The following is a 12278-nucleotide window of genomic DNA, read 5'->3' on the forward strand; positions in this document are numbered from 1 at the left end:
CGCGTCGTCCTCCTCTCCTCCCGGCCCGGCCGGGTCGCCAAGGAATGGACCGTCGACATCCCGCAGCCCCGCCGCATCGAGGACGCCGACGTCGCGGAGCTGTCCCTGGAGATCACCGAACACCTGCGTGGGGAGATCCGCCGCCATGGCCAGCACTGACACCACCCCCAAGGCGGCGAAGGGCGAGGACCTGGCCGGCCTGGAGGCCGGCCTCGACGCGCTCGACGCGGTCCAGACCCACCGCACCCCGGTGCGCGAGGTCCTCACCAAGAAGGTCCTGCCCCCGCTCCTGGCCGTCGGCCTGGTGCTGGTGGTCTGGCAGGTGCTCGTCTCGGCGAAGGTCACCGACGAGACCAAGCTCCCCGCGCTGTCCGCCGTGTGGAACAGCCTGTCCGAGATGTGGCTGAAGGGCACGCTGCTCGACGTCATCTGGACCTCGGTCTCCCGCGGCCTGCTCGGCTTCCTCCTCGCCCTGGCCATCGGCACCCCGCTCGGCCTGCTCGTGGCGCGGGTGAAGTTCGTCCGCGCGGCGATCGGCCCGATCCTCCAGGGCCTGCAGTCCCTGCCCTCGGTCGCCTGGGTGCCGCCGGCGGTGCTCTGGTTCGGCCTCAACGACGCCATGATGTACACGGTGATCCTGCTGGGCGCCGTCCCGTCCATCGCCAACGGCCTCGTGTCCGGCATCGACCAGGTCCCGCCGCTGTTCCTGCGGGCCGGCCGCACCCTGGGCGCCACCGGCCTGCGCGGCGCCTGGCACGTGGTCATGCCGGCGGCCCTGCCGGGCTACGTCGCCGGGCTCAAGCAGGGCTGGGCCTTCTCCTGGCGCTCCCTGATGGCCGCCGAGATCATCGCCAGCTCCCCCGACCTCGGCCTGGGCCTGGGCCAGCTCCTGGAGAACGGCCGGAACAACATCGACCTGCCGGGTGTTTTCCTGGCGATCGTCCTGATCCTGGTCGTCGGCATCGCCATCGACCTGCTGATCTTCAGCCCGGTCGAGCGCTGGGTGCTGCGCAGCCGCGGCCTGCTGGTCAAGAACTGAGATCCGGAAGCCCCATGTCCTCCCCCGCACTCCTGGTCATAGCCCACGGCAGCCGCGATCCGCGGCACGCGGCGACCGTGCACGCCCTCGTCGGGCGCGTCCGGTCGCTGCGGCCGGGCCTCCGGGTGGAGACGGCCTTCCTCGACTTCAACGGCCCGGGCGTCCCCCAGGCGCTGGCCTCCCTGTACCTGTCGGGCGTCCGTGAGGCCGTGGCCCTGCCGCTGCTCCTCACCCGGGCCTTCCACGCCAAGGCCGACATCCCGGCCGTGCTCGCGGAATCGGCGACCCGCCTGCCCGACCTCTCGGTCAGGGTCGCGGACGTCCTGGGCCCGCACCCCCTCCTGGTGGCCTCCCTGGAGCGCCGCCTCGCCGAGGCCGGCGTCGGCCTCACCCCGGCGGACCGCGCGAGGACCGGTGTCGTCCTCGCCTCCGCCGGCTCCTCGGACCCGGAGGCGATCGCAGTGATCGCTGAAATCGCGCGGGAGTGGCGGCACACCGGTTGGTGCGCCGTGCGGCCTGCGTTCGCCTCCGCCGCCCTTCCCCGCACGGAGGACACCGTACGCGCCCTGCGTGCGGAGGGCGTCCGCCGCGTGGCGGTGGCCCCGTACGTCATCGCCCCGGGCTTCCTCCCGGACCGCATCGCGGCGGGCGCCCGCTCGGCGGGGGCGGACGCGGTGGCGGCCGTCCTGGGCGCGACCCCGGAACTGGCCCGCCTCCTCCTCCACCGCTACGACGGATCCGCCGCGGCCCACCCCGCCCGCCCGGCCCTGACGGCCTAGGTGCGCCGTTCGGCCTCGTCTGCGAGGGCGGTCAGGTCCGTGATGGACATGGCGCCCGGGGGCAGCGACTCGCGGGCGAAGATGTTCGCCGCGTGGCGCAGGACGTCGTTGACCGGGGTGGGCACCGCGTGGAGGCGGCCCAGGAGGGTGATCTCGCCGTTCAGGTAGTCGGCCTCGACGGAGCCCGTGCCGCGGGCCAGGCTCTGCCAGGAGGAGCCGCCGCGGACGCCCGCCGGCTGGTCGACCTTGCCGTCGCGGGCCGCCGCCTGCTCGGCGTCCGAGGCGTAGGCGATGCCCGCCGCGTCGAAGGCGGCCTTGGCCTCGCGGACGGCGCGCAGCAGCAGGGCCGCCTTGGCCGGGTCGGGTTCGGGGCCGGTGGTCGCCTGGATGGCGTTGCCCAGGTTGCCGAGGAGCTTGGCGTACTTCCAGCGCATCACGTCCTCGACGACGGGCGCCTCGAAGCCGGCCCCGTCCAGGTCGGCGGCGATCGCCCGGATCCGCTCGTCGGCCCCGCCGGCGGCGCGGCCGAGGTGGAGGATGCCGGTCAGCGGGGTGCAGAGCGCCGAGACCACGCCCGGTTCCAGGAAGGTGGCGGGGAGCCAGACGCAGACCCCGTAGACGCGCGAGAAGCGGCGCAGGGCCAGGCGCTCGCTCTCCACGCCGTTCTGCGCGCACAGCAGCGGCAGCCGCTGGGCGGCCGTGCCGCCTCCGGCGACCTCGGCCGCGCCCCAGGTGTCGAGGGCGGCGACGGCGTCCTGGGTCTTCACGGTCAGCAGCAGGACGTCGTCGGGGCGCAGTGCGCCGAGGTCGGCCGGTTCCACGGCGACGGGGAGGTGGTGGACGCGCTCGCCGTCGGCGGTGGTGAGCCGCAGGCCGTTCGTCCGCAGCGCCTCGGCGTGGGCGCCGCGCGCGACGAGGACGACCTCCCGGCCGGTCTCCGCGAGCCGTCCCCCGATGGTCGCGCCGATCGCTCCGGCGCCGATGATGATGTAACGCATGCCCAGAGCCTGGCACACGGTGCGCGCCGCGGGCCCACCGGCCCGTGGCGAAGGGCGAGTTGCCCCGGGGCTGGGGCGTCCCGGCCTACGGCTCGTCCGCCGTGAGCTCGACCAGTCTGGCGACCGTGTTCCAGTTGCGGGTGGTCGCGTCGATGCCCTTGAGGAGGGCCGGGCGGTGGAGGGCGGCGCCCAGTTCCGAGGTGCCCAGGCCGCCCGGGGCGTAGAGGTAGAGGACGCGGTCGCCCAGGCGGTAGTCCTCGGGGTGGTAGGCGGCCGGGTCGAGCGCCGCGAAGCGCTCCGGGCCGGGCTGCTGCGAGAGGAAGGTGGCGTGCAGCTGCCTGCCCTCCAGCTCGGCGGCGGGGAAGGGGCAGGCCTCGGCGACGGCGCGCAGGTAGGCGCCGTCGACCACCAGGCACGTCACGGGGAAGCCGAAGCGGGCTTCGAGGGCCGCCTCCAGTTCCCGGGCGAGGGCGGCGGGGTCCTGGCTCGCGCTGCTGAAGACGGCGTTGCCGCTCTGCAGGTACGTCTGCACGTCGCCGTGGCCGAGCTCCTCCAGGACGGAGCGGAGTTCCGCCATCGGAACCTTCTTCTTCCCGCCGACGTTGATGCCGCGCAGCAGGGCCGCGTACTTCTTCCCGGGGGCCGGTCGCTTCGTCATGGCCGCACCCTAGCCCCCCTGCGGGAGGGCGGCCTCGATGAGGTCGGCGGCCCGGCGGGTGCCGCCCTCGCCGGCCATCTGCGTGCGGATCTCCTCGGCGCGCACGGCGACCCCGGGGTCGGCGAGCAGTCCGAGGACGGCCTCCCGCAGGGTGGCGGCGTCGGCCTCTCCCATCGGGACGTGCCGGGCCACCCCGAGCGAGGCCAGCATGTCGGCGTTGCCGAACTGGTCGACGGCCTGGGGGACCGCGACCATCGGGGTCCCGGTGGCCAGGCCCTCCTGGCTGCCGCCCGCGCCGGCGTGGGTGATGAAGGCGTCGGCCTGGCGGAGGATGTCCAGCTGCGGAACCCAGCGGTGGACCTCGACGTTGGCGGGGACCTCCCCGAGGTCGGCCTCGTCGGTGAACTTGCCGATCTGCAGGACGACGTGCCAGTCGGGCAGGCCCCCGAAGGCCTCGATGCAGGCGCGGTAGAAGGCGGGCTGCTTGGTGAAGGTGGATCCGAGCGAGACCAGCAGGACCTTCCGGCCCTCGGCGGACGCCGGCCGCTCCCAGGTGCCCTGGGTGGCGCTGCGGTCGCCCTGGCAGGCCCCGACGAAGGTGTAGACGGACTCGTCGACGCGGTCGGCGTACGGCTGGAGGGCGCGCGGGATCAGCACGATGCTGCGGCGCGGCCTGCCGACGAAGCGGTCCGCGTCCTCGTCGATGCCGTTCTCGTCGAGCCAGGCGCGGAAGCGGGCGTAGTACGCCCTGCCGCGCTCGCTCGCGCGGAGTTCGGCGGTCATCGGGGCGGCCACCTCCTCCTCGTAGCCCTCCCAGGCCACCAGGTTCGGGGAGAGGGAGATGGCGGGGACCCCCCAGCGGCGGGCGAGGACGCCGGCCGGGTAGGAGGTGATGTCGTGGAGGACGAGGTCGGGTTCGTCGCCCTCGAAGGCGGACGCGAGCTGCGGGAGCGCCTGGACGGCGTCGTTCAGGAAGGGCTCGATGTTGTCGATGAGCTCGGTGCCCCAGGCCTCCGGCTCGTCCTCGGTGGGCAGGACGGACGTCCAGACCACGGGCGTGGCGCCGGTCTCGGCGACCTTCCCGGCGAAGGAGGCGGGGATCGCGTAGCTGACGCGGTGCCCCCGGGCGACGAGCTCCCGGATCACCTCGATGCTCGGGTTCACGTGCCCGGGGGCGGCGATGGAGAACATGGCGATGTGGGCGGGCTTGGCTGAGGTCATGGCAGCGACCTTAACGAGACGAGACGTCTCGTACAAAACGAATACGCCCTTCGCGGCCACCCTGCGCCGAAAACCTCCCTTCCGCTCCCACCAGGCGTTTCCCCGCCGGCGGATGCGAGACTGGGCGGATCCGCGATCACCGGCACGACCACCACGAACACCCCGGCGAAGGACGAGACGAACACATGGACGAGGCACGGGCCAGGGACGTACTGACGCAGGCGGGTCTCACGGGACCGGCCGAGCTGCTCGCCTTCGGCGAGAACGCCGTCTTCGCCCTCGGGGACCTGGTCGTCAAGGTCGGCCGGGAGGCGGGTCTGCTGGAGCGGGCCGAACGGGAGCTGGCGGTCTCCGGATGGCTCGCCGCCGCCGGGATCCCCGCGGTCCGCGCGGCCGAACCCGGACCGCGGCTGGTGGCCGGGCACCCGGTGACCCTGTGGCACCGGCTCCCCGCAGCGGTCCGCCCGGCCGGCCCGGAGGACCTCGCGGCGCTCCTGCGACCGCTGCACGCGCTGCCCGCCCCGCCCTTCGCCCTGCCCGCCCGGGACCTCCTCGGCGGGGTCGAGCGCTGGCTGCGGCTGGCCGGGGAGGCCGTCGACCCGCAGGACGCGGCCTACCTGCGGGCCCGCCGCGACGCCTACGCCGGCGAGGTGGCCGCCCTCACCCCGCACCTGTCCCCGGGCCCGATCCACGGCGACGCCCTGCCCCGCAACGTCCACGTGGGCCCGGACGGGCCGGTCCTGGTCGACCTGGAGACCGTCTCGGCCGACCTGCGCGAGCACGACCTGGTGGTGATGGCCCTCTCCCGCGACCGCTACGGACTTCCCGCCGCCGGCTACGAGGCCTTCGCCGCCGCATACGGCTGGGACGTGCGCGCGTGGGAGGGCTGCGCCCTGCTGCGCGGCGCCCGCGAGACGGCCAGCTGCGCCTGGGTCGCCCAGCACGCCCCGGCCAACCCCGGGGCCCTGGCCGAGTTCCGCCGCCGTGTGGCCTCCCTGCGCGACGGCGATCCCGAAGTGCGCTGGTACCCGTTCTAGTGGACCTGAAGCTGCACCTCACCGTCCACGAGGCGCGGAGCGGCAGGGAGTCCTTCCGGGTCGTCCGCCCGGCCCGGACGCCGGCGCACGCCGAGCTCTTCGACGACCCCTGGTGGCTGAACGCGTACGTCGACCGGGACGCGGCCCTGCTCATGGCCGGGCTGTGGACCCTGGCGGCCGGCTCGCCGCGCTCGCTGGTCCACCTGCCCCTGCGCGGACCCACCCCGCCCGCGGGCTCCGGCCGGCTGGACCTCGTCCTGCTGCACCACTCCCTGCACGTGGCCCCCTCCCACTGGAAGGGGCTGCGGGGGCGGCTCTCCCCGGGCCGTCCGCGGACCGTCGACCTGAGGCTCGCCGAGCCCGCCGAGGAGGACCACGCATCGCTGCACCACGCGGAGAACCGCGACCGGTTCCACCAGAGCGTCCACGCCGAGACGCTGTTCATGACGGGCAGCGCCAGGACCTTCCGGCAGGGCGCCGCCGTCTTCCTCGACGTGGCCCGCAACGGCCCGGGGCACACCGTCGCGTACCCGGACCTCGCCTACCGGCACCGGCACTACTGCCGCAACGTGCCCTGCGACGCCCGGTTCCGCGACATCCACGTCGAATACCGCGAGCCGCCGGCCCCCGAGGAGGATCCCGCCCGCGCCTGACGCCCGCGCCCCGGGCCGTACTCCCCGGGCCGCGTCCGGGTCAGGCCGTGACCAGCTCCCGCAGCGGCCACGCCGTGTCGATCACCGCGTCCGGGCTGCCCTGCCCCCGCAGGTACGACTGGAAGTCGCGGGCCCACCGGGCGTGCCAGCCGCCCTGGCGGTCGTGCAGCTCGGCCGGGCTGAGCGCGGCCACGCGCGGGTGCCGGACGGCTATCGCCCGGGCCACCTGGACCGCCGCCAGCGCGTCGGCCCCCGCGTCGTGCGCCGCGTCGAGGGTGATCCCGTACACCCCGCAGACCGCCTCCAGCGTCCGCTTGCCGCGCCGGTAGCGGTCCACGGCCCGGTCTATCGTCAGCGGGTCCACCACCGGCCCCGTCTCGGCCCCGCCCAGCCGGTCGGCGAGCGAGGGCAGGCCGTACCGGGCGAGCTCCGCCGTCAGCAGGGTCAGGTCGAAGGCCGCGTTGTACGCGACCACCACCGCGCCCTCGCGCCAGTGCGCGACCAGCGCCGTCGCGACCTCGTCCGCCACCTCCCGCGCCGGGCGGCCCTCCGCGACGGCCCGCTCCGTGCTGATCCCGTGGATCGCCGCGGCCTCCAGCGGGATCGGCGTCCCCGGATCCGCGAGCCAGCCCCGCCGCCCGCGCACCTCCCCGGCCCGCACCTCGACCACCGCGGCCGTCACGATCCGGGACTCCGCCGGCTCCGTGCCCGTCGTCTCCAGGTCGAACCCGACCAGCACTCCCCCGTGCCACGCCTCCATGACGCGCCCCTCCCCCGTTTTCCGGTCAACGCGTTTCAGCCTGCCACGGGGCACTGACACCGGACGCGGCCACCCCCGGGGCCCGGGGGTCAGGACACCGGGCGCGAGTCCTCCCACACCGACTCGAACTCCTCGCGGTAGGTCTGGAACAGTCCGTGGTCCGCGTCCTTCGGCACCCCCCGGCCGCCCCCGCGCAGCACGAGCACCGGCGCCTCCATGCCGCGGGCCCGGCGCAGGTACGACTGGACCACCGCGATGCCCGGGGACTGCCCCTCCACCAGGTAGGCGGTGAAGCGCGGGGTCTCGTCGAAGACGTGGATGTCGAAGCGCGAGGGGTCCGTGAGCCCCGCCCGCACCCGGCGCACGTGCAGGATGTTCATCTCCACCGACCGGCTCAGCTCGCCCTTGCGCAGCCCCAGCTCCCGCTCGCGCCGCTTGACCGCGCTGCTCGCCGGGTTCAGGAACAGCAGCCGCACCCGGCAGCCCGCCTCCGACAGCCGCACCAGCCGGCGCCCCGAGAAGTTCTGCACCAGCAGGTTGAGGCCTATGCCGATCGCGTCGAGCCGCCGCGCGCCCCCGAACAGGTCCTCCGCCGGCAGCTGCCTCTGGAGCCGCACCCGGTCCGGGTGGACCGAGATCACGTCCGCGTACCGGTCCCCGACGAGGTCCTCGACCGCGTCGATCGGCAGCCGGTCCGCCGACGGGCTGCCCGACCCCGCGCCCAGCACCTCCAGCAGCCGCGCCGACGCGCGCTCCGCCTGCTCCAGCACCGCCCGCGACAGCGCCCGGTTGCGGGAGACCACGTTCCGCGTGACCTCCAGCTCGTCGAGCGCCAGCTCGATCTCGCGGCGGTCGTCGAAGTACGGCTCGAAACAGGGCCAGTGCTGGACCATCAGCTCCCGCAGCTGCGGGAGCGTCAGGAAGCTCAGCACGTTGTCGTCGGCCGGGTCGAGGAGGTAGCCCTTGCGCCGGCTGACCTCGCGGACCGCCACCGCCCGCTGCACCCACTCCTGCCCGGCGGGGCCCGCGGCCGCCACCACCCAGTCGTCCCCGCCGTGCACGGGCTCGTAGACCGGCCGCAGCACCGCGCCGACCACCGACCGCAGCCGCTGCTCGATGAGGTTCAGCCAGATGTACGCACGGCCCGCGCGCTGGGCCCGCGTACGGACCTCGCTCCACGCGTCCGCGCTCCAGTCCAGCTCCGCCCCGGCGCGCACCTCCCCGGCCGCCGGCGGGGCCAGCGACACGGCCGCCCCGGCCGCCACCGCCCCCGGCACACCTCCTGGGGCGTCCGCCGGACCACCCTCGTGGCCGCTGTCACCAGGGGGCAGCTCCAGACCTCCCGAGCTCACTCGTGCACCGCCTTCTGCGTCCGGACGCCCGTCTCCAGTGATCACGGAAGGGTACTCCGCGCGCGCGGCCCGATGCAGCCCGAAGCCGTCCGGGGTGACGCTGCGCACCCCGGTCCGGCTGTCCGTCGGACCATTATGTGATGCCCGGACGGTCCGTCGATCCGCATATCAGCTCTCCGGTTCACCCGGCAGGAGCATCCCAAGTCCACGCGTGCGGAGCCTCTTTCGGGGAAGATGCGGCAGAGGCGCGATCCGCGCCGGATCGACCCGGACCAGGATGGAAAGAGACGTTGTCTATGCAGGTCTGGCCGGGACAGGCGTATCCGCTGGGTGCCACCTACGACGGAGCCGGCACCAACTTCGCCGTCTACTCCGAGGCCGCGCGCCGCATCGAGCTGTGCCTGCTGCACGACGACGGTTCCGAGACCGCCGTCGAGCTGCGCGAGACGGACGCCTTCGTGCGGCACGCCTACCTCCCCGGGGTGATGCCCGGCCAGCGGTACGGGTTCCGGGTGCACGGCCCGTACGAGCCCGAGCGGGGCCTGCGCTGCAACGCGGCGAAGCTGCTCCTGGACCCGTACGCGCGGGCCGTCAGCGGGCGGGTCGACTGGGGCGAGGAGGTCTACGGCTACCACTTCGGCCGGCCCGACTCCCGCAACGACCTGGACTCGGCCCCGCACACCATGAGTTCCGTCGTGGTGAACCCGTACTTCGACTGGGCCAACGACCGCCCGCCGCGCCACGAGTACCACCACACGGTGCTCTACGAGGCCCACGTCAAGGGACTGACCATGCGCCACCCGGACCTCCCGGAGGAGCTGCGCGGCACCTACGGGGCGCTCGCGCACCCGGCGGTCATCAACCACCTGGTGAAGCTCGGGGTGACGGCGCTGGAGCTGATGCCCGTGCACCAGTACGTCAACGACCACCGGCTCGCCAACGACGGGCTCAGCAACTACTGGGGCTACAACACCATCGGCTTCTTCGCCCCGCACAACGGCTACGCCTCCGGCGACCGGGGCCAGCAGGTGCTGGAGTTCAAGTCGGCGGTGCGCGCGCTGCACGAGGCCGGGATCGAGGTGATCCTCGACGTGGTCTACAACCACACCGCCGAGGGCAACCACCTGGGCCCGACCCTGTCGTTCCGGGGGCTGGACAACGCCTCGTACTACCGGCTCGCGGAGGACCCCCGGCACTACACGGACACCACCGGGACCGGGAACTCGCTGCTGATGCGGTCACCGCACGTGCTCCAGCTGATCATGGACTCGCTGCGGTACTGGGTGACCGAGATGCACGTGGACGGCTTCCGCTTCGACCTCGCGGCCACCCTGGCCCGGCAGTTCCACGAGGTCGACCGGCTGTCGTCCTTCTTCGACCTGGTGCAGCAGGACCCGGTGGTCAGCCAGGTGAAGCTGATCGCGGAGCCCTGGGACCTGGGCGAGGGCGGTTACCAGGTGGGCAACTTCCCTCCGCTGTGGACCGAGTGGAACGGCAAGTACCGCGACACCGTACGGGACCTGTGGCGCGGGCAGCCGCGGACGCTCGCGGAGTTCGCGGGGCGCCTGACGGGCTCCTCGGACCTCTACCAGGACGACGGGCGCCGCCCGTTGGCCTCCATCAACTTCACCACCTGCCACGACGGTTTCACCCTGCACGACCTGGTCTCGTACGACGAGAAGCACAACGAGGCCAACCGGGAGGGCAACCGGGACGGCGAGACCCACAACCGGTCCTGGAACTGCGGGGTCGAGGGCCCGACCGAGGACCCGGAGGTCCAGGAGCTGCGCGAGCGCCAGATGCGCAACTTCACGGCCACGCTGATGCTGTCGCAGGGCGTGCCGATGCTCAGCCACGGGGACGAGTTCGCCCGCTCGCAGGGCGGCAACAACAACGCCTACTGCCAGGACAACGAGCTGTCCTGGGTGACCTGGCCCGAGCCGGGCAAACCCCCGCCCTCGCTGCTGGAGTTCACCCGGCGGATGGTGTGGCTGCGGCGCGACCACCCGGTGTTCCGCCGCCGCAGGTTCTTCCACGGCCGGCCGGTGGAGGGCACCCACGACGAGCTCTCCGACATCGCCTGGTTCACCCCGCACGGCGAGGAGATGCGGGCCCGGGACTGGCAGGCGCAGCACGCGCGTGCCCTGACGGTGTTCCTCAACGGCGAGGCGATCTCGGAGCCGGGCTCGCGCGGGGAGCGGATCACCGACGACTCGTTCCTGCTGATGTTCAACGCGGGCCCCGATCCGCAGGATTTCACCATCCCCGCCGGGCACGGCGCGCGGTGGCGGCTCATCGTGGACACCGCGCGGCCGGAGGTGCTGCCACCCGGCACCGGGCCGCAGTACGCGGCCGGGGACCGGGTGCCGCTGACGGGCCGGTGCCTGGCGGTGCTTCAGCGGCCGGCGTAGCCCGTGGTGCCGCCGGGCGCTCCCGAGCCCTCGGGGGATCCGGTGCGCTGGGCCGGGATGAACGCCTTCACGGGTTCCGCGGCGTGGGCGGCCGCGGCCCGGGGCCGGGCCGCCGGTACGCGGGTGACCAGCGCGACGGCCAGGCACAGCGCGGCCGCCGCCACGGCCACGGCGAAGGCCCCGGCGGGCCCGTACGACTCGGCGAGCCGTCCGGAGACGGCCAGCGCGACGGCCTGCCCGGCCACCAGCGAACTGGCCGCGAAGGCCATCGACTCGGCGAGCCGCGAGGGCTCCACGACCCGCTCCGTGAGCGCGAACGCGGTGATCAGGTGCGGGGCGTAGGCGGCCCCGAGGACGGTCACGACCGCGTACAGCGGCCCCAGTGTCCCGGTGAACAGCAGCGGCACCGAGAGCACCAGCGCGGCGCCCGTCGCCACCCGCCAGCGCAGCCGCAGCCCGAAGCGGGCGGGCAGCGCCCCGAGGGCCAGCCCCACGGCGGCGCTGACGACCCCCATGGCGGCGTACACGATCCCAGCCTGGCCCGGTACGCCCAGCCGGGCGGTGAGGGAGGCGATCCCGGCCTGGCAGGCGCCGAACATGGCGCCCTGGAGGGCGAGGGAGCCGCGTACGGCGTGGACCACGCGCGGCGCGCGCGCCCGTGCCCTCGCGGTGCCCGGCCGCCGGGGGCTCCCGGCCGTGACGGCGGTGGTCGGGTGCAGGGCGAAGGCGGTGCCGAAGACGGCGACGAGGGCGGCCGCGCCGCCGAGGGCGACGGCCGGGTGCAGGGCGAGGGCGGCCAGGCCGACGAGGGCCGGCCCGAGGACGAACGAGACCTCGTCGAGGGTGCCTTCGAGCGAGTGCACGGCCCCCACCACGCCCTCCGGGGCCTTCGCCCGGTGCGCGAGCGCGACGGAGCGGGTCCGGGCGAGCGGCCCGATCAGCGGGACGGAGGCCCCGGCGACGGCGCCGACGGCCGCGAGCGCGGCGGTCGGCAGGCCGGCGAGGGCCCCGGCGACGAGGGCGGCGGTGGCCGCGGCGTTGACCGCCGCCGCGACGAGGACGACGGGCCGCTGTCCGTGGCGGTCGGCGAGCCGCCCCAGGACGGGTCCGCAGACCACCTGGCCCGCGGAGAGGGTGCCGCCGACGATGCCTGCGGTGGCGAGGGAGCCGCTGGTCGCGGACACCAGCAGGACGCTCCCGAACTGGGACATCGCGACGGGCAGGCGGGCGAGGAACGAGACGAGCGGGAGGAGGGGCCCGGTCAGGGCGATGACGTTTCGGTAGGTGCTGAGGGCTGAGACCACTTGATCGACACTAACGCGGTGCAGTCACCCGGATGCATTGGGTAATGGCACGGAATGGCGCGGGCT

Annotated in this window: 11 protein-coding genes and 1 pseudogene; 6 read left to right on the forward strand and 6 right to left on the reverse strand. The window is 74.4% G+C overall.

The window, feature by feature from the left end; all coding sequences use genetic code 11:
• The 3 genes and pseudogenes from AB0469_RS33615 to AB0469_RS33625 all read left to right on the forward strand — a co-directional run.
• Nucleotides 1-159, forward strand: a pseudogene (locus AB0469_RS33615) (ABC transporter ATP-binding protein); the annotation flags it as partial.
• Complete coding sequence (locus AB0469_RS33620; protein WP_366455273.1) at nucleotides 146-1039, forward strand: ABC transporter permease subunit; 894 nt, start codon at nucleotides 146-148, stop codon at nucleotides 1037-1039. The pseudogene AB0469_RS33615 and the gene AB0469_RS33620, both read left to right, overlap by 14 nt.
• Nucleotides 1040-1053: 14 nt before the next feature.
• Entirely contained in the window at nucleotides 1054-1818 is a 765-nt protein-coding gene (locus tag AB0469_RS33625; RefSeq protein ID WP_366455274.1) for a sirohydrochlorin chelatase, read from the forward strand.
• Here the strand turns inward: AB0469_RS33625 and AB0469_RS33630 are convergent.
• The 3 genes from AB0469_RS33630 to mgt all read right to left on the reverse strand — a co-directional run bounded on the left by AB0469_RS33630 (nucleotide 1815) and on the right by mgt (nucleotide 4695).
• Nucleotides 1815-2816 carry a 2-dehydropantoate 2-reductase N-terminal domain-containing protein gene (locus AB0469_RS33630; RefSeq protein WP_366455275.1) on the reverse strand — a complete coding sequence of 334 codons (1002 nt, stop codon included), beginning with the start codon at nucleotides 2814-2816 and terminating at the stop codon, nucleotides 1815-1817. The genes AB0469_RS33625 and AB0469_RS33630 overlap by 4 nt on opposite strands.
• Nucleotides 2817-2901: 85 nt before the next feature.
• Entirely contained in the window at nucleotides 2902-3474 is a 573-nt protein-coding gene (locus AB0469_RS33635; protein ID WP_366455276.1) for a DUF1697 domain-containing protein, read from the reverse strand.
• Nucleotides 3475-3483: 9 nt separating this feature from the next.
• Nucleotides 3484-4695, reverse strand: coding sequence for a macrolide-inactivating glycosyltransferase (gene mgt, locus AB0469_RS33640; RefSeq protein ID WP_366455277.1), 1212 nt, complete (start codon nucleotides 4693-4695; stop codon nucleotides 3484-3486).
• 185 nt (nucleotides 4696-4880) lie between these two features.
• Between mgt and AB0469_RS33645 the strand changes: the two genes are divergently transcribed.
• Nucleotides 4881-5732, forward strand: a complete 852-nt coding sequence (locus AB0469_RS33645; RefSeq protein WP_366455278.1) for an aminoglycoside phosphotransferase family protein — start codon at nucleotides 4881-4883, stop codon at nucleotides 5730-5732.
• A complete protein-coding gene (locus AB0469_RS33650) occupies nucleotides 5732-6385 on the forward strand; it encodes a hypothetical protein (protein ID WP_366455279.1) in 654 nt (217 codons plus the stop codon). The genes AB0469_RS33645 and AB0469_RS33650 overlap by 1 nt, the downstream gene beginning before the upstream one ends.
• A gap of 40 nt (nucleotides 6386-6425) precedes the next feature.
• On the opposite strand, the gene AB0469_RS33655 is transcribed toward AB0469_RS33650, so the two are convergent.
• Both AB0469_RS33655 and AB0469_RS33660 read right to left on the reverse strand, forming a co-directional pair.
• Nucleotides 6426-7145 carry an exonuclease domain-containing protein gene (locus tag AB0469_RS33655; protein WP_366455280.1) on the reverse strand — a complete coding sequence of 240 codons (720 nt, stop codon included), beginning with the start codon at nucleotides 7143-7145 and terminating at the stop codon, nucleotides 6426-6428.
• An 89-nt stretch (nucleotides 7146-7234) separates the two neighbouring features.
• Nucleotides 7235-8497 (reverse strand): SAV2148 family HEPN domain-containing protein, encoded by a 1263-nt coding sequence (locus AB0469_RS33660; protein ID WP_366455281.1) that lies wholly within the window; start codon nucleotides 8495-8497, stop codon nucleotides 7235-7237.
• A 296-nt stretch (nucleotides 8498-8793) separates the two neighbouring features.
• Between AB0469_RS33660 and glgX the strand changes: the two genes are divergently transcribed.
• Nucleotides 8794-10908: a glycogen debranching protein GlgX gene (gene glgX / locus AB0469_RS33665; RefSeq protein ID WP_366455282.1), complete on the forward strand. Its 2115-nt coding sequence runs from the start codon at nucleotides 8794-8796 to the stop codon at nucleotides 10906-10908.
• Here glgX and AB0469_RS33670 read toward each other — a convergent pair.
• On the reverse strand, nucleotides 10893-12212 hold the full coding sequence (locus tag AB0469_RS33670; RefSeq protein ID WP_366455284.1) for an MFS transporter: 1320 nt from the start codon (nucleotides 12210-12212) through the stop codon (nucleotides 10893-10895). The genes glgX and AB0469_RS33670 overlap by 16 nt on opposite strands.
• Between the last annotated feature and the right edge of the window lie 66 nt (nucleotides 12213-12278).

It is taken from the genome of Streptomyces sp. NPDC093801, assembly GCF_040701585.1.
Classification (GTDB): Bacteria; Actinomycetota; Actinomycetes; order Streptomycetales; family Streptomycetaceae; genus Streptomyces.